The following is a 22,025-nucleotide window of genomic DNA, read 5'->3' on the forward strand; positions in this document are numbered from 1 at the left end:
AGAGGAAGGAGAAAGCGGTGACACGAGCCGCAGGTGTGGCCCAGGTGACGGACGCGGACTTCGAGGAGGAGGTGGTGGGCGAGCGGGAACGCCCCGTCCTGGTGGAGTTCACCGCCGACTGGTGCGGCCCCTGCCGGCAGCTCGCACCCGTGCTGTCCGCCCTCGCCGCCGAGGAGGGCCACCGCCTGAAGGTCGTGCAGATCGACACGGACCGCAACCCCTCCACCGTCGTCCGGTACGGGGTGCTGTCCGCGCCGACCATGCTGGTCTTCCGCGGCGGGGAGCCCGTCCTGCAGATCGTCGGCGCCCGTGCCAAGCGCCGCCTGCTCCAGCAGCTCGACGGCGTCCTGGAGCAGGCGGCCACGGCCTAGGGGCGGAACCAGACCGTCGCCAGCGGCGGGAGGGTCAGGACCAGGCTCGCCGGGCGGCCCTGCGCCGGCACCCGCTCGGGCAGCAGCGGCCCTGTGCGGCGCAGGCCGCTGCCGCCGTACTCCGGCAGGTCCGTGTTGAGGACCTCCCGCCAGGCAGGCACCTCCTCCGGGACGCCGAGCCGGTAGCCGTGCCGCACCACCGGCGAGAAGTTCGACACGCACAGCAGCGGCGAGCCGTCGTGCGCGTACCGCAGGAACGCGAAGACGTTGTCGTCCGCGGCGTCCGACTCCACCCACGCGAAGCCCTCCGGGACACTGTCCCGCTCCCACAGCGCGGGCGCCGCGGCGTACTCCCGGTTCAGGTCGCGCACCAGCGTCCGCACGCCCTGGTGGTCCCCGGCCGCCGAGTAGGCCGGGTCCAGCAGCCACCAGTCCGGGCCGTGCGCCTCCGACCACTCGGCGCCCTGGGCGAACTCCTGCCCCATGAACAGCAGCTGCTTGCCGGGGTGCGCCCACATGTAGCCGAGGTAGGCCCGGTGCCCCGCCCGCTGCTGCCACCAGTCGCCCGGCATCTTCGACACCAGCGCCTGCTTGCCGTGCACCACCTCGTCGTGCGAGATGGGCAGCACGTAGTTCTCGCTGTACGCGTACACCATCCCGAAGGTCATGTCGTGGTGGTGGTACTTGCGGTGCACCGGCTCCTTCGAGACGTACCGCAGCGTGTCGTGCATCCAGCCCATGTTCCACTTCAGGCCGAAGCCGAGGCCGCCGGAGTCGGTGGGCCGCGTCACCCCGTTCCAGGCGGTGGACTCCTCCGCGATCGTCACGACCCCGGGGCAGCGCCGGTACACCGTCGCGTTCATCTCCTGGAGCATCGCGACGGCGTCCCAGTTCTCCCGCCCGCCGTGCTCGTTCGGCGCCCACTCGCCCTCGCCGCGCGAGTAGTCCAGGTACAGCATCGACGCGACCGCGTCGACCCGCAGCCCGTCGACGTGGAACTCCTGGCACCAGTACACCGCGTTGGCGACGAGGAAGTTGCGGACCTCCTTGCGCCCGTAGTCGAACTCCAGCGTCCCCCAGTCCGGGTGCTCCGCCCGCCGCGGGTCCTCGTGCTCGTACAGGGGCCGCCCGTCGAACCGGGCGAGCGCCCACTCGTCGCGCGGGAAGTGCGCCGGCACCCAGTCGAGGATCACCCCGATCCCGGCCTGGTGCAGCGCGTCCACCAGCGCCCGGAAGTCGTCCGGGCCGCCCATCCGCGAGGTCGGCGCGTAGTAGCCGGTCACCTGGTAGCCCCACGAGCCGCCGAAGGGGTGCTCGGCGACCGGCATCAGCTCCACGTGCGTGAAGCCCAGCTCCTTGACGTACGGCGGGAGCTGCTCGGCCAGCTCCCGGTACGACAGCCCCGGCCGCCACGACGGCAGGTGCACCTCGTACACCGAGAACGGGGCCTGGTGCACCGGGCGCCGCCCGCGCGAGGCCATCCACTCCGCATCGCCCCAGACGTGGCGGGAGGCGGTGACCACGGAGGCGGTGGCCGGCGGGACCTCCGCGTGCTGCGCCATCGGGTCGGCGCGCAGCGTGTGGCCGCCGTCGGGCCCGGCGATCTCGTACTTGTACAGGGCCCCCTCGCCGACGCCCGGCAGGAACAGCTCCCACACGCCGGACGAGCCGAGGGAGCGCATCGGCTGGGCGACCGGGTTCCAGTAGGAGAAGTCGCCGGTGACGCGGACCCCCTGGGCGTTGGGCGCCCACACGGTGAAGCGGGTGCCGGCGACGCCCTGGTGCTCCATGGGGCGGGCGCCGAGCGCCGTCCACAGCTCCTCGTGCCGGCCCTCGCCGATCAGGTGCAGGTCGAAGTCGCCGAGCGCGGGCAGGAACCGGTAGGGGTCGTGGACCTCGGTCTCGGTGCCGTCGTAGGCGACCAGCAGCCGGTAGTCGGGAACCTCGCCGAGGGGGAGGAGCCCGGAGAAGAGGCCGTCGCCGTCGGAGTGGAGCTCTGCGCGCAGCCCCTTGGCCACGACGGTGACGGCCTTGGCGTACGGCCGCAGCACCCGGAACACCACCCCGCCCCGCTGGGCGTGGGCGCCCAGCACCGCGTGCGGGTCGTGGTGGCGGCCCTGGAGCAGCCGGTCCCGCTCCCCGGCGTCGAGCGCCGGTGCGGGCTGCACGCCGCGGGCCGGTGCGGCCCGGCGGGCCCCGGGGGTGCGGGGGGTGCGGGCCGGGCGCGCCGCGCGGGCGGGTTCCGGCGGGGCGGGGGCCGCCGCTGCTGCGGGCGGTGCTGCGGCTTCCTCGCGGACGGTCGGTGACGGCTGTCGTGCGGCGCTCACGCGAGCGGCCTCCTCGGGGGCTTCGGGTGGGGGTGGGGGGCGGCGGAGCCGGGCGGCGGCGGGGACGGGTGCGGCATGCGGCGGGCGGGGCGCTCCCGCTCGGCGAGCCGGCGGATCGCGGCCATGGGGACGTGCAGCCAGTCGGGGCGGTGCCGGGACTCGTAGCGGGCCTCGTACACCGCCTTGTCGGTCTCGTACGCGCGCAGCAGGACGGGGTCCTCGCGCGGGTCGCGGCCGGTGGTGCGGGCGTAGCCCTCGCAGAACGCGGCCCGGCAGGCGTCCGCCCAGGCAGGGGCGAAGGGGCGGTGCGAGCGGGCCGCGTAGTCGAAGGAGCGGAGCATTCCGGCGATGTCGCGCACGGCGGGCTCGGGGCGGCGGCGGTCGGCGAGCGGGCGGGCCGGCTCGCCCTCGAAGTCGATCAGGGCCCAGCTGCCGTCGGCGGTGCGCAGGGTCTGGCCGAGGTGGAGGTCGCCGTGGATGCGCTGGGCGGGTACGCCGGCGCCGCGGGAGGCGGCCAGGGCGTCGAAGGCGCCGCGCAGCCCGTCCTCGAAGGGCTGGAGGGCGGGGACCTCGCGGACGGTCGCGGCCAGCCGGGCCGTCATGCCGGCGGCGAGCCGGGCCGCCTGCGCGGGGCCGAGGGCGACGGTGGGCAGGGCCGCGGCGAGCGCGCTGTGGACCTCGGCGGTGGCCCGGCCCAGGGCGTGGGCCTCGGCGGTGAAGTCGGCGCCCGCGGCGAGCCGGCGCAGTGCGAGCTGCCAGCCGTCCTCGGAGCCGCGCAGGTACGGCTGGAGCACGCCCAGGGTCAGCGGCTCGGCGGTGCGGTGGCCGCCGGGCGGGCCTGCGGGCAGTTCGGCCTCGTACCAGGCCACCGGGGCGGGGACCCGGGCGCAGCCGGCGGAGGCGAGGGCCCGGGGCAGTTCGAGGTCGGGGTTGGTGCCGGGCCAGACCCGCCGGAACACCTTCAGGATGTGCGAATCCCCGTAGATGAGGGAGGAGTTGGTCTGTTCGCCGGACAGCGGCCGCGGGGCCGGGTCGGCGGGGATGGGGGCGTCCGGGTCCCGGTCGAAGCGCAGCGGCCCGTGGCTGCCGGGGGCGCGCAACCGTTCCAGCAGGAGCGCGGCGAGCCGCGGGTCGCCGAGCCCCTCGTACACGGCGTGGCCGGCGTACGGGCCGCGCTCGGCGTGGCCGATGAGGGCGGGGGCGAGGCCGGGCGGCAGCGGTGCGGGCCGCACGCCGAGCAGGAGCTGGTAGCAGTCCGCGGTGCCGTCGGCGCAGTCGACGCCGACGAGCAGGTGCAGCAGGCCGGGCGTGCTGCCGGGCGGCAGCAGCTCGACGGCGGAGACCAGCCGCAGCCGGGTGATCGCCCGGCCCTTGCCGGCGAACCAGCGCTGCCGGGGCAGCCAGGCGCGCAGCATGGGTTCGAGCGGCCCGAGCGGGACGGCGGCCGGACTGCTGTGGCGGCTCCGGGCGGATGCTGCCTCCGACATGGCGTCGTCCTTTCCCCGGGCCGTCACAGAATGCGCAGAGTGTCCCGGATGGCGAGGGTTGCTGTCCGGTGGTGGGAGAGTGTCGGGCCGAGATGGTCCCTACGGGGGGCGGGCCGTTGACCCGTTCGGTTCCCGCCCCTGCGGTGCGCGCGCCGCGGCGGCGGCGCGCGCGGCTACTCGGTGCGCAGGCGGAACCAGTAGAAGCCGTGCCCGGCCAGGGTGAGGAGGTACGGCCACTCGCCGATCGGCGGGAAGCGCACGTCGCCGATGAGCTCGACCGGGACCCGCTTGTTGAACGACTGCAGGTCCAGCTCGGTGGGCTGGGCGAAGCGGGAGAAGTTGTGCACGCAGAGGACCAGGTCGTCCCCGTACTCGCGGAGGAACGCGAGGACCGCGGGGTTGGACGAGGGCAGCTCGGTGTACGAGCCGAGTCCGAAGGCGGGGTTGGCCTTGCGGATCTCGATCATCCGGCGGGTCCAGTGCAGCAGCGACGACGGGGAGGCCATCGCCGCCTCGACGTTGGTGACCTGGTAGCCGTGGACGGGGTCCATGATGACCGGCAGGTTCAGCCGCCCCGGGTCGCAGGAGGAGAAGCCGGCGTTGCGGTCGGGGGTCCACTGCATGGGGGTGCGGACCCCGTCGCGGTCGCCGAGCCAGATGTTGTCGCCCATGCCGATCTCGTCGCCGTAGTACAGCACCGGGGAGCCGGGCAGCGACAGCAGCAGGGCGGTGAACAGCTCCATCTGGTTGCGGTCGTTGTCGAGGAGGGGGGCGAGGCGGCGCCGGATGCCGATGTTGGCCCGCATCCGCGGGTCCTTGGCGTACTCGGCGTACATGTAGTCGCGCTCTTCGTCCGTGACCATTTCGAGGGTGAGCTCGTCGTGGTTGCGCAGGAAGATGCCCCACTGGCAGCGCTCCGGGATCGCCGGGGTCTTGGCCAGGATCTCCGAGACGGGGTAGCGGGACTCCCTGCGCACCGCCATGAAGATGCGCGGCATGACGGGGAAGTGGAAGGCCATGTGGCATTCGTCGCCGCCTGAGGAGAAGTCGCCGAAGTAGTCGACGACGTCCTCGGGCCACTGGTTGGCCTCGGCGAGGAGGACCGTGTCCGGGTAGTGGGCGTCGATCTCCGCGCGGACCCGCTTGAGGAAGCTGTGGGTGCGGGGGAGGTTCTCGCAGTTGGTGCCCTCCTCCGCGAACAGGTAGGGCACGGCGTCGAGGCGGAAGCCGTCGATGCCGAGGTCCAGCCAGAAGCGCAGGGCGGAGATGATCTCCTCCTGGACCGCCGGGTTCTCGTAGTTGAGGTCCGGCTGGTGGGAGAAGAAGCGGTGCCAGTAGTACTGCTTGCGGATCGGGTCGTACGTCCAGTTCGAGGTCTCGGTGTCGATGAAGATGATCCGCGCGTCCTGGTACTGCTTGTCGTTGTCCGCCCACATGTAGTAGTCGCCGTAGGGCCCGTCCGGGTCCTTGCGGGACTGCTGGAACCACTCGTGCTGGTCGCTGGTGTGGTTCATGACGAAGTCGATGATCACCCGCATGCCCCGCTGGTGGGCGGCGTCCACGAACTCCACGAAGTCGGCGAGGTCGCCGAACTCGGGCAGGACGGAGGTGTAGTCGGAGACGTCGTAGCCGCCGTCGCGCAGGGGCGAGGCGAAGAAGGGCGGCAGCCACAGGCAGTCGACGCCGAGCCACTGGAGGTAGTCCAGCTTCGCTGTGAGCCCCTTCAGGTCCCCGACCCCGTCGCCGTTGCTGTCGTGGAAGGAGCGGACGAGGACCTCGTAGAAGACGGCCCGCTTGAACCAGTCGGGGTCGCGGTCCTTGGCCGGGGTGTCCTCGAACGTGTCGTGGACGGGATCGTTGATGATCATGTGGTGGGTGACCCTCCGGTGGGCGGGGACGGTCGCAGAGCGGTCAGCACGTGCGCGGGCGCGCGGCCCGGTTCCAGGCGCACGTAGTTCGCCCTGCCCCAGTGATAGGTCTCGCCGGTGAGCTCGTCGCGCACGGCGAGGGACCCGTGCCAGTCGAGGCCGAGTACCGGCATGTCCAACGAGACCGTCGCCTCCTGGGTGTGGTGCGGATCGAGGTTGACGACCACCAGTACGGAATTGGCGCCCGCGTGCTTCGAATAGGCGATCACCTGTTCGTTGTCGGTCGGATGGAAGTGGATGTCGCGCAGCTGCTGCAGCGCGGGGTTCTCCCGGCGGATCCGGTTGAGGGCGGTGATCAGGGGGGTGATGGTGCGGCCCTCGCGCTCGGCGGCCGCCCAGTCCCGCGGCCGCAGCTCGTACTTCTCCGAGTGCAGGTACTCCTCGCTGCCCTCGTGCAGCGGGGTGTTCTCGCACAGCTCGTAGCCGGCGTAGACGCCCCAGGTCGGCGAGAGCGTGGCGGCCAGGACGGCCCGCACCTCGAAGGCGGGGCGCCCGCCGTGCTGGAGGTAGGCGTGCAGGATGTCCGGGGTGTTCACGAAGAAGTTCGGGCGCAGGACGGACGCCCAGTGCGCCCCGGCCAGCTCGGTGACGTACTCGGTGAGCTCCGCCTTGGTGTTGCGCCAGGTGAAGTACGTGTACGACTGCTGGAAGCCGACGGCGGCGAGGGTGTGCACCATCGCGGGTCGGGTGAAGGCCTCCGCCAGGAAGATCACGTCCGGGTCGGTCCGGTTGACCGCCGCGATCACCTTCTGCCAGAAGACCACCGGCTTGGTGTGCGGGTTGTCGACGCGGAAGATGCGGACGCCGTGGTCCATCCAGTGCCGCAGGATGCGGACGGTCTCCTCGACGATGCCGGCCATGTCGGCGTCGAAGTGGACCGGGTAGATGTCCTGGTACTTCTTCGGCGGGTTCTCCGCGTACGCGATCGTCCCGTCGGGCCGGTGCCGGAACCACTCGGGGTGCTTCTCCACCCACGGGTGGTCGGGGGAGCACTGGAGGGCGAAGTCCAGCGCGATCTCCAGCCCGAGCTCGCCGGCCCGGGCGACGAACGCGTCGAAATCCTCCAGGGTGCCCAGGTCGGGGTGGACCGCGTCGTGGCCGCCCTCGGGGGAGCCGATCGCCCACGGCACGCCCGGGTCGCGGCGGGTGGCCGAAAGCGTGTTGTCCGGCCCCTTGCGGAAGGTGGTGCCGATGGGGTGGATCGGCGGCAGGTAGACGACGTCGAAGCCCATGGCGGCGATGGCGGGCAGCCGTTCGGCGGCAGTACGGAAGGTGCCGCTCACCGGCGCGGCGCCGGGCTCGGTGACGGCCCCCTCGGACCGGGGGAACATCTCGTACCAGGAGCCGAAGAGGGCCCGCTTGCGCTCCACGAGCAGCGGCAGGGCCTTCGCGGAGCTGACAAGCTCCCGGTAGGGGCGCCGGGCGAGCGCGGCCTGCGCCAGCGGGTCGAGCGCGGCGGCGTACCGCTCGGCCGCCGGCCGGTCCTCGTCGCGCATGGCGGCCGCCGCGGCGAGCACGTCGGCCCGGCCGTCGCGCTTGGTGATCCTGGCGGCGGCGCGCTCGTACAGCTCGGCGCCCTCCAGCAGGGTCAGGCCGGGGTCGATCCCCGCCGGCACCTTGATCGCGGCGGCGGCCCGCCAGGTGGCCAGCGGATCGCTCCAGGCCTCGACGGTGTAGGTCCACCGCCCCTCGGTGTCGGCGGAGACCCGGGCACCCCAGCGGTCGGTGCCGGGGGCGAGTTCGCGCATCGCAACCGGCGGGCGCAGCCGCCCGCTGGGGTCGCGGAGCACGACGTGGGCGGCGACGGCGTCGTGGCCCTCGCGGAACACGGTGGCGGACACCTCGAAGACCTCGCCCACCACCGCCTTGGCAGGTCTGGCACCGCAGCCGACGGCGGGGCGGACGTCAAGGACGGGAATGCGACCGATCATGATGGGATCACCTGGGGGCAGTTCGCAGGGCTCGGTGACAACAGGCCGGTCGGGACGCCGACCGGTAGTGCACGCTCTGTTCGCTCTGTTTCTAGCCGTTCGGAAGACGGCTGCGCTGCGGGCATGGCCGCTCCTGTCCGCGTTCACTCGGGTGGCGGGGAAGGGCTGGGCGGGGGGTGCCGTGCAGGTACGCGGGGAGCCCTTCCCAGTCTCGCCCGGCCCAATCCGCACCTCCGGTCAACTACTCGTGCGTAGCGCGTAACGCCGGACCGACATGCTCCGGACCGGGGGGTGATGCTCCGTCAAGTCGTTTGGAGCCAGCGGTCGCGTCCCTCGGCACGCTTGCCACAACCGCCACTTGCGTGGTCTCCCGGACTGGTGCGAACCCGCCGAACCCGCCCATCCCGCAAGGGCGTGCGACGGCCGGAAACCTCCTCGACGGCGTCGATTTCCGGCCGTTGTGGACGAGCGCCGGACACCCGCCGCCGGAACCGGAGGCACGGACACCGCGCCTGCGCCCCTCGTGCGCCTCCAACTCGCCTTGGCAGCACGGGATTTCACCGGCAGCGCAGCTCCGCACCGCCGGGCCGGGGGCGCCCGGGCCCGCCCGGACCGGCCGGAGGCCGCCGTACGCGGTCCGCCGGCGCCCCGGGAGACCTGCGGCGGCCCGCGGCGCGGGTCCCGCAGCGCCCGCGCAGGGGGCCGGCATGATCGCCCGGTCGGGGGAGCCCGGCACGGCCGCCACCCACCCACCCGATCCGGTCACACCCCTGCGGCGCGCACCGGCGCCCGAGGCGCCCTCAGGCGGGGCCGGACCGGTTCGAGGAGTGCTTGCAGGGCGGTGGGGAGCCGCGGCGGCCCCGTGGCCGCCGGGGCCCGGCGCGGCTAGCCTTCCGGGGGTTGTTGCGCGGGCGCACAGCGTGGTGCGGCCGCTCCGGTCCGCACTCGCCTGCGAAGGTGGAACGCGTGAAGGCTATCCGTCGATTCACCGTACGCCCCGTCCTGCCCCCGCCGCTGCTGCCGCTCGCCGACCTCGCGCGCAACCTGCGCTGGTCGTGGCACACGGAGACCCGCGAACTCTTCCAATCCGTCGACCCCGAGGGCTGGCAGGCCGCGAGCGGCGACCCCGTCCGCCTGCTCGGCTCCGTCTCCGCCGCCCGCCTCGACGCCCTGGCGTCCGACCGCCGGTTCCTGCGCCGGCTCGCCGTCGCCGCCGCCGACCTCGACGACTACGTGCACGGCGCCCGCTGGTACCAGACCCACGAGGACGTCGCCGACCTCCCCGCCGCCATCGCCTACTTCTCACCCGAGTTCGGCATCACCGCCGCCCTGCCCCAGTACTCCGGCGGCCTCGGGATCCTCGCCGGCGACCACCTGAAGGCCGCCAGCGACCTCGGCGCCCCCCTCATCGGCGTCGGGCTCCTCTACCGGCACGGCTACTTCCGCCAGTCCCTCTCCCGCGACGGCTGGCAGCAGGAGCACTACCCGGTCCTCGACCCCAACGAGCTCCCGCTCTCCCTGCTGCGGGACGCCGACGGCGCCCCCGCGCGGGTCACCCTCTCCCTGCCGGGCGGCCGCGCCCTGCACGCCCACATCTGGCAGGCCCGCGTCGGCCGCGTCCCGCTGCTGCTCCTCGACTCCGACGTGGAGGACAACGACGCCGGCGCCCGGGAGGTGACCGACCGGCTCTACGGCGGCGGCAGCGACCACCGGCTGCTCCAGGAGATGCTGCTCGGCATCGGCGGCGTCCGCGCCGTCCGCACCTACTGCGCCCTCACCGGCCACCCCGAGCCCGAGGTCTTCCACACCAACGAGGGCCACGCCGGCTTCCTCGGCCTGGAGCGCATAAGGGAACTCGACGGGGCGCAGGACCTCGGCTTCGACGCCGCCCTGGAGGCGGTCCGCGCCGGCACGGTCTTCACCACCCACACCCCAGTCCCCGCCGGCATCGACCGCTTCGACCGGGCGCTGGTCGCCCGCCACTTCGGACCCGGCGGCGAGCTCGACGGCGTGCCCCTCGACCGGATCCTGGAGCTCGGCGCCGAGACCTACCCCGGCGGCGACCCCGGCGTCTTCAACATGGCCGTGATGGGCCTGCGCCTCGCCCAGCGCGCCAACGGCGTCTCCACCCTCCACGGCGCCGTCAGCCGGGGCATGTTCGCCGGGCTGTGGCCGGGATTCGACCCCGCGGACGTCCCCATCACCTCCGTGACCAACGGCGTGCACGCCCCGACGTGGGTGGCCCCCGAGGTCGTCCGGCTCGGCGCGCGGCAGATCGGCGCCGGCCGCACCGAGGACGCCCTGTCGGTCGGCGGCTCCCAGCGCTGGGACGCCGTCGCCGACATCCCCGACCAGGACATCTGGGAGCTGCGCCGGGGCCTGCGCGAGCAGCTGGTGCTGGAGGTGCGCGAGCGGCTGCGGGCCTCCTGGCGCCAGCGGGGCGCCGCCGAGGCCGAGCTCGGCTGGGTGGACTCCGTCCTCGATCCGGACGTCCTCACCATCGGCTTCGCCCGGCGCGTGCCCTCGTACAAGCGGCTCACGCTGATGCTGCGCGACCCCGAGCGGCTGCGCCGGCTGCTGCTGGACCCCGAGCGGCCGGTGCAGATCGTCGTCGCCGGCAAGGCGCACCCGGCCGACGACGGCGGCAAGCGGCTTGTGCAGGAGCTGGTGCGCTTCTCCGACGACCCGCGCGTGCGGCACCGCATCGTCTTCCTGCCCGACTACGGCATGGGCATGGCCCAGAAGCTCTACCCGGGCTGCGACGTGTGGCTGAACAACCCGCTGCGCCCGCTGGAGGCCTGCGGCACGAGCGGGATGAAGGCCGCGCTCAACGGCTGCCTCAACCTGTCCGTGCTCGACGGCTGGTGGGACGAGTGGTTCGAGCCCGACTTCGGCTGGGCGATCCCCACGGCCGACGTCGGCACGGACGAGGACCGGCGCGACGACCTGGAGGCGAAGGCCCTCTACGAGCTGGTCGAGCAGCGGGTCGCGCCCCGGTTCTACGACCGCGCCGACCGCAGCGGGCTGCCGGTGCGGTGGATCGAGATGGTCCGGCGCACCCTCGTCTCCCTCGGCCCCAAGGTGCTCGCGGGGCGGATGGTGCGCGAGTACGTGGAGCGGCTCTACGCGCCGGCGGCCCGCGCCCACCGGGCGATGAACCAGGACGCCGCGCGGGACCTCGCCTGGTGGAAGGGCCGCGTCCGCGCGGCCTGGCCGCAGGTCGCCGTCGAGCACGTGGAGGCGCAGGCGGCGGCGCCCGTCGGCGGCACCGCCGAGCTGGGGGCGACCCTCACGCTGCGGGTGCGGGTGGCGCTCGACGCGCTCGCCCCCGAGGACGTCGAGGTACAGGCCGTCGCGGGCCGGGTGGACCCGCAGGACGTCATCCGCGACGGGCGGGCCTTCCCCCTCAAGCCGGCCGGCGGGCCCGACCTGGAAGGCCGCTGGGTGTACGAGGGGCCGCTCGCCCTGGACCGCACGGGGGCCTTCGGGTACACGGTGCGGATCCTGCCCTCGCACCCGCTGCTGGCCTCGCCGGCCGAACTGGGGCTGGTCGCGGCCCCGGCAGACGGCGACACGGCCGGGGAGACGGGCCCGCAGGGCGGCGTCATCCTGCGATAGCGGCACAGCGCACAGCCGGGGCGGGCGGGGCGAGGGCCCTGCCCGCCCCTTCGCGCGCCGGGGGGGGCGGCCCGTACGGCGGCAGCGGGCGGCCCCGGGCGGGTGAACCTCCGAACGCGTGCGCAAGCCGCGCCGCCGCGGCGTGCGGGGCCGCTCCTACGCTGCCCGCTGGACGCCACCGCCGACCGCGCGTCCAGCGCCGACAGAACGGACACCGCCCCCATGCGCCTTCGCAGCACCGCCGCAGCCCTCCTCACCGCCCTCGCCCTCGCCGTCCCGGCGGGCACCGCGGCCGCCGACCAGCACGACAAGGACCTCGGCAGGCTGGACTACCTGATCGGTGGCGGACACGGCGGCGACGAGCACCGGTCCATCCGCCCCGCCGGCCTCGACACCTGCTACGAGCTGAACGGCACCTCGCACGACAAGCCCGCCACCGCCGTCAGCAACGGGACGGAGGGGCGGGCGTACCTCTTCCCGGACCGCGGCTGCAGCGGCCGGCCCGAGCGGATCCTGGAGCCGGGCGACCGGGTGTACGACGTGCACGTCCGCTCGGTGTTCTTCACGCCGGTCGACCGCCACGGCCACGACGAGGGCGGCCTCGGCGACGGCGGGTTCTCCGGCGACCGCGGCGACTTCGCCGGCGGGGAGGCCGGCCCGCAGGAGGCGCCGCCGGCCGGGCACGAGGCCGCGCAGGAGGACCGGCGCGCGCAGCGGTCCGGCGCCTTCGACGCGGTCTTCGCGGCCATCCCCTAGTGCTGCCGGCCCGGCCGCCGACGCGGGCATGGAACAGGGCCGTCCGGGAGGGTCTCCCCCCGGACGGCCCCGTGTCGTGTCAGCCGGTGTGCCCCATCCGCCCGCCCGGGGTCAGAAGGTCAGCTTCCAGCTGTTGATGTAGCCGGTGTCCCAGCTGGCGAGGTCCGCGACGCGGAGCTTCCAGACGCCGTTCGCGACCTCGGAGGAGGCGTTCACGGTGAAGGACTGGACGATGTTGTCCGCGCTGCCGCCGCTGCGGTTGCGCAGGTTGTAGACGGTGCCGTCGGGGGCGACCAGGTCGACCCGCAGGTCACCGACGTACGTGTGGACGATGTTGACGTCCACCTTCAGGGCGCTCGACGCGTTGCCGGAGCGGGTCACCGTGATCGGGGACTCGACCGTGGCGTTGTCCCGGATCTGGTAGTCGGCGGTGTTCTCGAAGACGTTCTGCTCGCCCGTGCCGACGGTCCAGGTGAAGGAGGCCGTACCCGACTTGTTGGCGGAGTCGGTCACCGTCACCGTCACGTTGGACGTGCCCGCGGTGGTCGCCGTGCCCGAGATCAGACCCGTGGAGGAGTTGATCGACAGGCCGGCCGGCAGCCCGGTGGCGGAGTAGGCCAGCGCACCGGGGTTGGTGCTGGTCGCCTGGACCTGGAGGCTGACCGCGGTGCCCACGGCGGTGTTCTGGTTCGGGATCGCCGTGACCGTGACGCCGTCGCTGATGCGGGCGCCGACGTTGATGGCGGCCCAGGCGTTGGCCGTGTTGTTGTACGTGGCCGAGCCCTGGCCGTACAGGTCGGCGGCGGCCTGGAGGGTCGCCGTGCGGGCGGCCGCGTAGTTGGTGTTCGACTTGAAGTAGCCGACCGTCAGCGCGCGGAACCAGATCTTCGAGGCGGCGTCGCGCCCGATGGGCGTGACCGGGAGGTTGTCGTAGGTCGGCGAGTCGTAGCTCACGCCGTTGACGACCTTGGCGCCGGAGCCCTCGGAGGCCAGGTAGTACCAGTGGTTGGCCGGGCCCGAGGAGTAGTGGACGTCGATGTTGCCGAGGCCCGAGTACCAGTAGTCCTTGGAGGAGCCGTCCTTGCTCGGCTTGTCCATGTAGCGCAGCGGGGTGCCGTTGCCGCGGATGTCGATCTTCTCGCCGACCAGGTAGTCGCCGACGTCCTGCGGGTTGTCGGCGTAGAACTCGACGGCCGCCGCCATGATGTCGGAGGTCGCCTCGTTCAGGCCGCCGGGCTCGCCGCTGTAGGTCATGTTGCCGGTGACCGAGGTGAGGCCGTGGGTCATCTCGTGCGCGGCCACGTCGGTGGAGGTCAGCGGCTTGGCGTTGCCGTCGCCGTCGCCGTAGGTCATGCAGAAGCAGGAGTCCTGCCAGAACGCGTTCACGTAGTTGTTGCCGTAGTGGACGCGGCTGTAGGGGGCGACGCCGTCGTTGCGCAGGCCGTTGCGGCCGTGCACGTTCTTGAAGTAGTCCCACGTGACCGCGGCGCCGTAGTGGGCGTCCGCGCCGGCCGTCTCCAGGTTGGAGGGCGAGCCGTTGCCCCAGACGTCGTCCGGGCCGGAGAAGAGGGTGCCGGTGCCGGAGCTGCCGCGGTTGAGGTTGTACGTCTTGTGGCTGCCGCGGTTCGCGTCCGTCAGGGTGTAGTTGCTGCCGGACTGGCTCGTTCCGAGGGTGACCTGGCCGCTGTACATGGTGTTGCCGGTGCCGGTCTCGACGGCCTGCCACTCGGTGATCTTCGCGCCGGTCTTGGCGTCGGTGACCACGTGCAGCTCGTTCGGGGTGCCGTCGTGCTGGAGGCCGCCGACGACGGTCTCCCAGGCGAGGACGGGTGCGCCCTCGGCCGCCCAGATCACCTTGCGGGCGTTCTTGGCGGGCTTGGCGTCCTTCGACCCCGCCGAGTTGGCGGCGGACAGGGCCTGGCCCTCGGCGGCGGCCGGGGTGACCGCGGCGTCCGTGGTCGGCACCTTGATCTCGTGGTTCGTGGCCTTGGTGACGCTCTTGGTGGTGCCGTTCTTCGCGTGGACCGTCAGGTCGCCGCCGAGCACCGGCAGGCCCGCGTACGTCCGTTCGTACGTGGTGTGCGTGGTGCCGTCCGCGTCCTTGACGACGTCGCGGACGATGAGCTTCTCCTGGCCGCCGAGGCCCAGTGCCCTGGCCGCCTGGGCGGTGGCGGAGGTCGCCTCGGAGAGGAGCGTCGCACGCTCGGAGGGGCTGAGCTTGAGGGGTGCCGCGCCGGGGTTGGCCTTGGCGGCGGCGGGCGCCTTGGACGCAGCGCTGTCGGCGGTGGCGCTGCCGGCCTGGATGCCGACGGCGAGCATCGCGGCCGCGGCGACGAGTGCGCCGGCCGCGGTGGCGCGCCTGTGGGGGGTGGGACTCAACGCAGACTCCTTCTGCAAGGGGAATCCGGGCGGCTGGGTGGGCCGCCGGGCAGAACAGGGCTGGTGCGATGAACGGATCGAAGAGTGCCACCCGGGCGCGCCAATGTCAGGGTCGCGTCAAAAACTTGGCCGGAAAGGGTTCGTTGACCGAGGCGGCGTATCCGCTATCCGAACTCTTCGCCTTCGCGTGCGGAGTCGGGGCCCCAGAATATGGAACTTGGGGTACCGGTTGCTAACACTTGAGCAACAAGACCTCGCGTTCGGGCGATCGGCATATGTAGTAAGAGTGTTTGTCGTACTGTTTCCCGGTGCGCCAGTTGCCCGCCGCCAGGGGAAGCCGCGGGTACGCGCCACAGTCATAGACCGCGTGCCAGGGGGGCCCATGAGGCATGTCCATTTTCCTGCGCAAAGAGTGGCCGGAGCGGCGGCCGAGCTCCTTGCTGCGCCCGTGCGGCGTATCGGCGACAAGGCGCGCTGGTACCTGCCCGCCGCCCTGACCGCCGACTTCCTCGGAGCGGCCGTCCCGGTGGGGCTCGTCTTCGAGGCCGCACAGCAGGTCCGGCCCGTGTACTGCGCCCTCGGCGCGGCCCTCGCCTGGACCGGCGTGCAGGCGGTGCGCCGCCGGTACGCCACCCGCGCGCTCGGCGAGTCCCGCGGAGTGCTGCCGGTCGTCCACGACTGGCTGATTCTGATCGGCGTCCTGGCCGTGGCGCGCGTGGTCACCGGCGAAAGCACGCCGCGCCTCGCCGCCCTCGGTGCCCTACTGCCGGCCCTCCTCATCACGGTCGCCTGCCGCAAGCTGACCTACCGCCACCTCTCCGCGGCCCGCCGCGAGGCCCAGGCCGTCAGCCGCGTCCTCGTGATAGGGGAGCCGGCCGCCGCGGACTCCCTCACCGCGCACCTCGCCGCCCGCACCGACCACCCCTACGTCGTCGTCGGCGTCGTCCCCGTCGGCACCGGCCCGCTGGAGGGCGGCGTCCCCGTCGCCGCACGGCTGGACACCCTCGCCCCGGACGCCCCGGCCGCCGACTCCGAGGCCGTCCTCGACGCCGTCCGCAGCCACCACGCCGACCTCGTCCTCGTCGCGCCCGGCGCGCGGATCGCGGGGGAGCGGCTGCGCCGCATCGCGTGGGCGCTGCACGACGCGGGCCTCGAACTCGCCGTCTTCCCCGGTCTGGTGGAGGTCTCCGTCAAGCGGCTGGAGACCCTCTCCGCCGGCGGCCTCGCCGTGCTGCGCGTCGCCCCGCCCGTCGGCCGCGGCCTCCAGACCGCGCTCAAGGCCGCCCTGGACCGCATCGGCGCGGGGGTGGGACTGCTCCTGCTCTCCCCGCTGTTCCTCGCGATCGTCCTCGCGATCCGGCTCGGCTCCCGCGGCCCGGCCTTCTACCGCCAGCAGCGGATCGGCCGCGACGGCGTCCCGTTCACGATGTGGAAGTTCCGCACGATGGTCGTCGACGCCGACCGCCTGAAGGGCGAGCTGGCGGGGGCCAACGAGAACGACGGCCTCATGTTCAAGATCCGCCGCGACCCCCGGGTGACCCGGGTCGGCCGGCTGCTGCGCCGCACGTCCCTGGACGAACTGCCCCAGCTGCTCAACGTGCTGGCCGGCCACATGTCGCTCGTCGGCCCGCGCCCGCCGCTGCCGGAGGAGGTGGCCCGCTACGACGAGGTCGAGCTGCGCCGCCTCACCGTGCGGCCGGGCATGACCGGGCTCTGGCAGATCAGCGGGCGGTCCGACCTGTCCTGGGACGAAACAATCCAGCTCGACCTGAGCTACGTCGACAACTGGTCCTTCACCAGCGACGTCGACGTCATGGGCCGTACGCTCCGCGCCGTCGTCGACGGCCGCGGAGCGTACTGAGGGGCCCTGCCGCGTGCGTTCAGCCCCGCGTTCCCGCCCCGCCCTGCTCCAGCCACCACCGGTAGGTGGAGGCGATGCCGTCGCGCAGCCCGATCTCCGGCTTCCAGCCGAGCGAGGTCAGGCGGGTGACGTCCAGGAGCTTGCGCGGGGTGCCGTCCGGCTTGGAGGTGTCCCAGGCGAGGCGGCCGCGGAAGCCGGTGACGTCGGCGACGGTCTCGGCGAGGGCCCGGATGGTGAGGTCCTCGCCGCAGCCGATGTTGACCGGCTCGTCCCCGTCGTAGCGCTCCAGCAGCACCGAGCAGGCCGCGGCCAGGTCGTCGACGTGGAGGAACTCGCGGCGCGGCGTGCCGCTGCCCCAGAGCACGACCTCCTCGCGGCCCTCGGCCGTCGCCTCGTGGAAGCGGCGGATGAGCGCGGGCAGCACGTGCGAGGTCTCCAGGTCGAAGTTGTCGCCCGGGCCGTAGAGGTTGGTGGGCATCGCGGAGACGTACGAGGCCCCGTACTGCCGGCGGTACGACTGCACCTGCACGATGCCGGCGATCTTCGCCAGCGCGTACGCCTCGTTGGTCGGCTCCAGCGGGCCGGTCAGCAGGGCGTCCTCGGTGATGGGCTGCGGCGCCAGCTTGGGGTAGATGCAGGACGAGCCGAGGAACAGCAGCCGGGGCACGCCGGCGGCGTGCGCGCCGCCGATGACGCTCAGCTGGATCCTGAGGTTGTCCTCCAGGAACTGCACCGGATACGTGCTGTTGGCCATGATGCCGCCGACCTTGGCGGCGGCCAGTACCACGGCGTCGGGCCGGGTGTCGCGCAGGTACGCGGCGGTCGCGGCGGCGTCGCGCAGGTCGAGGTCGGCGCGCCTGCGGGTGAGCACCTCGTGTCCGTCTGCGGTCAGGCGGCGTGCGACGGCGGAGCCCACGAGGCCGCGGTGGCCCGCGACGAAGACGCGGGCGTTCGGCGGCAGGAGCGGCAGCGAACTTGTCATACCGCCGATGATGCCAGCCCGCCGGCGGCCGCCGGCACCGGTGTACGGTACGCATCCGGCCCTCCGGGCCGGGCCGCGGCGCCGGGCGGGGGTCCGGCGGGTGCCGCGTCCCCGCGGCCCGCCCGCGGCAGGCCGCCGGGCCGCCGGAACCGGGCCGCACCCACCGCATGACCAACCGGCAGGAACCTCCGCGGCCGCACGGCCGGGGCGGGCCGGCCCCGAGGCGCAAGCGCCTCCAGAACCACACACCGCAACGATCCCCAGGGGGGACCCCACATGGGCAAGACCGCGCTGATCACCGGAGTCACCGGGCAGGACGGCTCCTACCTCTCCGAGCTCCTGCTCTCCAAGGGCTACACGGTGCACGGGCTGGTGCGGCGGTCCTCCAGCTTCAACACCGAGCGGATCGACCACATCTACCAGGACCCGCACACCGCGAACCGGTCCTTCGTCCTGCACCACGCCGACCTGTCCGACGGCGTCGCGCTCGTGAACCTGCTGCGTGAGATACGGCCCGACGAGGTCTACAACCTCGGCGCCCAGTCCCATGTGCGGGTCTCCTTCGACGCCCCGCTCTACACGGGCGACGTGACCGGCCTCGGCGCGCTGCGGCTCCTGGAGGCGATCCGCGCGAGCGGCATCGACACCCGCATCTACCAGGCCTCGTCCTCGGAGATGTTCGGCTCCACCCCGCCGCCGCAGAACGAGGACACCCCGTTCCACCCGCGCAGCCCGTACGGCGCCGCCAAGGTGTTCGCTTACTGGACGACGGTGAACTACCGCGAGGCGTACGACATGTTCGCCGTGAACGGGATCCTCTTCAACCACGAGTCCCCGCGCCGCGGCGAGACCTTCGTGACCCGCAAGATCACCCGAGCCGTCGCCCGCATCAAGGCCGGCCTCCAGGAGCACCTGTACCTCGGGAACCTCGACGCCGTCCGCGACTGGGGCTACGCGCCGGAGTACGTCGACGCCATGTGGCGGATGCTCCAGCAGGACGAGCCGACCGACTACGTCGTCGCCACGGGCGTGGCCGCCACGGTGCGCGAGTTCGTCGAGTCCTCCTTCGCCCACGCGGGCCTCGACTGGACCGAGCACGTGCGCTACGACGCCAAGTACGAGCGCCCGAGCGAGGTCGACGCGCTGATCGGCGACTCGTCCAAGGCCCAGGAGCTGCTTGGCTGGAAGCCGTCGGTCCTGGTCGCGGAGCTGGCACAGATCATGGTCGACGCGGACATCCGCCTCGTCGAGGACCAGCTGGCCGGTGCAACGGTCCGTATCGACCGCTGAGGCCTTATATTTCCCCTACGATTTGCCGTGTACGGACATCGCCGCAGGCATCTGCGGCGGTGACCGGACATACCTGCCGTACGTCCGCAATGCGCCCGCCCTGCTGAACCAGGTTGGTCCCAACCCGGTATGGAATCGGTCAAGGGGGGTGACGGGGTTCCGTTTGCGCCCTAGTCTGCGCCCGTACATACGGCTGTTCGTATAGTTCCAGCCATCAGAACCGGGCGATACGCCCTGGGGGGCTCATGCGTAGATCCAGAGGGCTGACTGCTGCCCTCGTCCTGTCACTGGCCGGTGCCGGCACCGGGATAGGCCTGGTGCTCATGCCCCAGGCGTCCGCCATCACGGCGCCCGTGGCGTTCACCGCCGACAGCCTGCCGACGTGGCAGCCCAACGGCATCGTCTGGGCGATGGCCGAGGCGAACGGCACCGTCTTCGCCGGCGGAACCTTCTCGGCGGTCCGCCCGCCGGCCGGCGCCTCCGGAGCCGAAGAGGAAGCCGTCAACTTCGTCGCGCTCGACGCCGCGACGGGCAAGCCGACCGCGTGCAAGCTCGCCTTCACCGTCGGCGAGGGCACCGCCACCGTCCGCGCGCTGACGGTCTCGAACGACAAGAAGACCCTGTACGCGGGCGGCTACTTCGGCGCCGTCAACGGCACCCCGGTCTCCAGCCTCGCGGCGATCGACATCGAGAGCTGCACCCCCAAGGCCGCCTTCCACCCCGGCTTCCCCGCCACCGTGCGGGCGCTCGCCGCCACCGGGGACACCCTCTACGCGGCCGGCGACTTCAACTCCGTCGAGGGCCAGACCCGCGAGCGGTTCGCCGCGGTCGACGCCGGCACGGGTGCGCTGAAGCCCTTCACCGCCAACGCCGACGAGCCGGGCCGCGCCGTCGCGGTCACCCCCGACGGCAAGCACGTCCTGCTGGGCGGCGACTTCTTCACCGTCAACGGCACCGACTCGCACGCGCTCGCCGTGGTCGACGCGGCCACCGGCAAGCTCGCCAAGACCTACGACAACATCCCGTGGAACTCGGTCGTCAAGTCGATCGCCACCGACGAGACCGGCTTCTACACCGGCAACGAGGGCTCCGGCGGCGGCGTCTTCGACGGCCGCATCGGCCTGCGCCTGAGCGACTTCGGCGAGAAGTGGCGCGACCGCTGCCTCGGCGCCACCCAGTGGGTCCTGCCCTACGAGGGCGTGCTCTACAGCTCCTCGCACGCCCACGACTGCTCCACCGAGCTGGAGTACCCCGACGGCCGCCGCCGCCACCTGCTGGCCCAGCCGACCGACCACGAAGGCGCCGCCCCCGCGCCCGTCGACGGCTTCGTGCGCGGCCCCCGCAAGCTCGGCTGGTTCCCCGACACCAACGACGGCCTCGGCGAGGGCATCGGCCCGCGCGTCATGGCCGTGTCGGAGAAGGACGGCAAGAAGTTCATGTGGGTCGGCGGCGAGTTCACCACCGTCAACGGCCGCGAGCAGCAGAGCCTGACCCGCTTCGCCTCCACCGGCGACGTCGGCGCCCCGACCACCCCGGTCGCCAGCGCCGACAGCGTCAAGCCCGGCGAGGTCCAGGTCCGCTGGCGCACCAGCTACGACGCGGACGACAGCAAGCTGACGTACCGCATCTACCGCAACGGCTCCGGCACGCCGATCCACACCATGACCGCCGACTCCCTGGAGTTCGAGCGGCCCCAGGCCTCCTGGAACGACACCACCGCCAAGGCCGGCCAGAGCTACACCTACCGGATCACTGCCACCGACGCCGCCGGCAACACCAGCGCCCTGTCGGCCAAGGCCTCGGTGACCGTCCCGACCTCCGTCCAGGCGTACCCGAACCAGGTCCGCGCCGACGGCGCCCAGCTGTACTGGCGCTACGACGACACCGTCAGCCCCTACGTGGCCGACTCCTCGGACGGCGGCAACACCAGCGGCATCCAGGTCAACGCCCCGTCGCTGCGCCAGACGCCCGGCGCGGTCACCGGGTCCAGCACCGCGATGGGCTTCAACGGCACCAGCCAGAAGCTCCACAGCGACCGCCGCCAGACGGTCGGCAGCAGCTACAGCGTCGAGACGTGGTTCAAGACGGACACCTGGCGCGGCGGAAAGCTCGTCGGCTTCGGCAACAACACCACCCGCACCAGCAGCTCGCACGACAAGCACATCTACATGACCAACACCGGCCGCCTGGTGTTCGGCGTGTACAACGGCTCGACCCAGACCATCAGCACCGGCCTGTTCGACACGTACAACGACAACAAGTGGCACCACGTGGTCGCCACCCAGGGCCCCTCGGGCATGGCGCTGTACGTGGACGGCCAGCTCAAGGGCACGCTGAACGTCACCACCTCCGCGAACTTCGCGGGCTACTGGCACGTCGGCGGGGACAACCTCTCCGGCTGGCCGTCGCGCCCCACGAGCAGGTTCTTCGCCGGCCAGCTCGACGAGACGGCCGTCTACGGCAAGGTCCTCACCGCCGCCCAGGTCAAGAACCACTTCGACCTGGCGAAGGCCCCCTCCGACACGGTCTCCAAGGTCACCGCGACCGAGGACACCTACGTCAACCAGGGCGCCCCGAGCGCGGCCAACGGCGCGTCCACCTCGCTCGCCGTCCGCGGCAGCCTGGCCTACGAGACGTACCTGCGCTTCAACCTGCCGGCCGCGCCGGCCGGGCAGGTGCTGAAGTCGGCCATGCTCCAGGTCAAGACGACGACGCAGTCGGGCGCCGGCACCGCCGACACCGTCTCCGTGGTCCCGGTCACCGGCACCTGGAGCGGCGCGACCACCTCCTACACCAGCAAGCCGGCCCTCGGCACGACGCCGCTCGGCACCTTCGCGGCCATCCCGGACGGCTCGGCCCTGCACAGCGCCAAGCTGGACACGGCCGCGGTCTCGGCGCTGCTCGGCGGCAGCCACAGCCTCGCCCTGACCAGCACGGGCACCGACGCGCTGTGGCTGTGGTCGAAGGAGTCGACGGCTGCGGACGCAGCTCCCCAGCTGGTCCTCACCTTCGGCCCGAAGTAACCGGAGGGTGCGGGGCCCGGCCGTTCCGGCGCCGGGCCCCGCACGCCTGCCGCACCCGAACCAACCGGCACG

General features: G+C 72.9%; 12 protein-coding genes. 6 read left to right on the forward strand and 6 right to left on the reverse strand.

Going from position 1 to position 22,025, the window contains the following annotated elements; translation table 11 throughout:
- Nucleotides 1-17 precede the first annotated feature (17 nt).
- A complete protein-coding gene (locus C0216_RS05935; RefSeq protein WP_114058477.1) occupies nucleotides 18-371 on the forward strand; it encodes a thioredoxin family protein in 354 nt (117 codons plus the stop codon).
- Here the strand turns inward: C0216_RS05935 and glgB are convergent.
- From glgB to C0216_RS05955, 4 genes are all read right to left on the reverse strand, one after another.
- The gene (gene glgB / locus C0216_RS05940) at nucleotides 368-2,698 is read right to left on the reverse strand and encodes a 1,4-alpha-glucan branching enzyme (protein WP_114054241.1); all 2,331 of its coding nucleotides are present in this window, start codon (nucleotides 2,696-2,698) and stop codon (nucleotides 368-370) included. The genes C0216_RS05935 and glgB overlap by 4 nt on opposite strands.
- The gene (locus tag C0216_RS05945; RefSeq protein ID WP_114054242.1) at nucleotides 2,695-4,185 is read right to left on the reverse strand and encodes a maltokinase N-terminal cap-like domain-containing protein; all 1,491 of its coding nucleotides are present in this window, start codon (nucleotides 4,183-4,185) and stop codon (nucleotides 2,695-2,697) included. The genes glgB and C0216_RS05945 overlap by 4 nt, the downstream gene beginning before the upstream one ends.
- 173 nt (nucleotides 4,186-4,358) lie before the next feature.
- Complete coding sequence (gene treS / locus C0216_RS05950) at nucleotides 4,359-6,053, reverse strand: maltose alpha-D-glucosyltransferase (protein ID WP_114054243.1); 1,695 nt, start codon at nucleotides 6,051-6,053, stop codon at nucleotides 4,359-4,361.
- Complete coding sequence (locus tag C0216_RS05955) at nucleotides 6,050-8,044, reverse strand: alpha-1,4-glucan--maltose-1-phosphate maltosyltransferase (protein ID WP_114054244.1); 1,995 nt, start codon at nucleotides 8,042-8,044, stop codon at nucleotides 6,050-6,052. The genes treS and C0216_RS05955 overlap by 4 nt, the downstream gene beginning before the upstream one ends.
- A 966-nt stretch (nucleotides 8,045-9,010) precedes the next feature.
- Between C0216_RS05955 and glgP the strand changes: the two genes are divergently transcribed.
- Together glgP and C0216_RS05965 are read left to right on the forward strand one after the other, a co-directional pair.
- Nucleotides 9,011-11,662, forward strand: coding sequence for an alpha-glucan family phosphorylase (gene glgP, locus C0216_RS05960; protein ID WP_114054245.1), 2,652 nt, complete (start codon nucleotides 9,011-9,013; stop codon nucleotides 11,660-11,662).
- Between the two features lie 222 nt (nucleotides 11,663-11,884).
- Nucleotides 11,885-12,418 (forward strand): hypothetical protein, encoded by a 534-nt coding sequence (locus tag C0216_RS05965; RefSeq protein ID WP_114054246.1) that lies wholly within the window; start codon nucleotides 11,885-11,887, stop codon nucleotides 12,416-12,418.
- A gap of 111 nt (nucleotides 12,419-12,529) precedes the next feature.
- Here the strand turns inward: C0216_RS05965 and C0216_RS05970 are convergent, their stop codons facing one another.
- A complete protein-coding gene (locus C0216_RS05970) occupies nucleotides 12,530-14,797 on the reverse strand; it encodes a M4 family metallopeptidase (protein ID WP_114054247.1) in 2,268 nt (755 codons plus the stop codon).
- Nucleotides 14,798-15,179: 382 nt separating this feature from the next.
- Here C0216_RS05970 and C0216_RS05975 point away from each other — a divergent pair, with 382 nt between their 5' ends.
- A complete protein-coding gene (locus C0216_RS05975; RefSeq protein WP_114054248.1) occupies nucleotides 15,180-16,658 on the forward strand; it encodes a sugar transferase in 1,479 nt (492 codons plus the stop codon).
- Nucleotides 16,659-16,677: 19 nt separating this feature from the next.
- Here C0216_RS05975 and C0216_RS05980 read toward each other — a convergent pair whose 3' ends face one another.
- Nucleotides 16,678-17,640 (reverse strand): GDP-L-fucose synthase family protein, encoded by a 963-nt coding sequence (locus C0216_RS05980; protein ID WP_114054249.1) that lies wholly within the window; start codon nucleotides 17,638-17,640, stop codon nucleotides 16,678-16,680.
- A 276-nt stretch (nucleotides 17,641-17,916) separates the two neighbouring features.
- Here C0216_RS05980 and gmd point away from each other — a divergent pair, with 276 nt between their 5' ends.
- Together gmd and C0216_RS05990 are read left to right on the forward strand one after the other, a co-directional pair.
- A complete protein-coding gene (gene gmd / locus C0216_RS05985; protein WP_114054250.1) occupies nucleotides 17,917-18,930 on the forward strand; it encodes a GDP-mannose 4,6-dehydratase in 1,014 nt (337 codons plus the stop codon).
- 245 nt (nucleotides 18,931-19,175) lie between these two features.
- Nucleotides 19,176-21,953, forward strand: a complete 2,778-nt coding sequence (locus C0216_RS05990) for a LamG-like jellyroll fold domain-containing protein (RefSeq protein WP_114054251.1) — start codon at nucleotides 19,176-19,178, stop codon at nucleotides 21,951-21,953.
- Nucleotides 21,954-22,025: the final 72 nt, after the last annotated feature.

It is taken from the genome of Streptomyces globosus, assembly GCF_003325375.1.
Classification (GTDB): Bacteria; Actinomycetota; Actinomycetes; order Streptomycetales; family Streptomycetaceae; genus Streptomyces; species Streptomyces globosus_A.

Excerpts from the sequence above, each read along its gene's own strand:
- C0216_RS05945 (WP_114054242.1), bottom strand. The coding sequence starts at position 4,185 with ATGTCGGAGGCAGCATCCGCCCGGAGCCGCCACAGCAGTCCGGCCGCC.
- treS (WP_114054243.1), bottom strand. The coding sequence starts at position 6,053 with ATGATCATCAACGATCCCGTCCACGACACGTTCGAGGACACCCCGGCC.
- C0216_RS05955 (WP_114054244.1), bottom strand. The coding sequence starts at position 8,044 with ATGATCGGTCGCATTCCCGTCCTTGACGTCCGCCCCGCCGTCGGCTGC.
- C0216_RS05965 (WP_114054246.1), top strand. The coding sequence starts at position 11,885 with ATGCGCCTTCGCAGCACCGCCGCAGCCCTCCTCACCGCCCTCGCCCTC.
- C0216_RS05975 (WP_114054248.1), top strand. The coding sequence starts at position 15,180 with ATGAGGCATGTCCATTTTCCTGCGCAAAGAGTGGCCGGAGCGGCGGCC.
- C0216_RS05980 (WP_114054249.1), bottom strand. The coding sequence starts at position 17,640 with ATGACAAGTTCGCTGCCGCTCCTGCCGCCGAACGCCCGCGTCTTCGTC.
- gmd (WP_114054250.1), top strand. The coding sequence starts at position 17,917 with ATGGGCAAGACCGCGCTGATCACCGGAGTCACCGGGCAGGACGGCTCC.
- C0216_RS05990 (WP_114054251.1), top strand. The coding sequence starts at position 19,176 with ATGCGTAGATCCAGAGGGCTGACTGCTGCCCTCGTCCTGTCACTGGCC.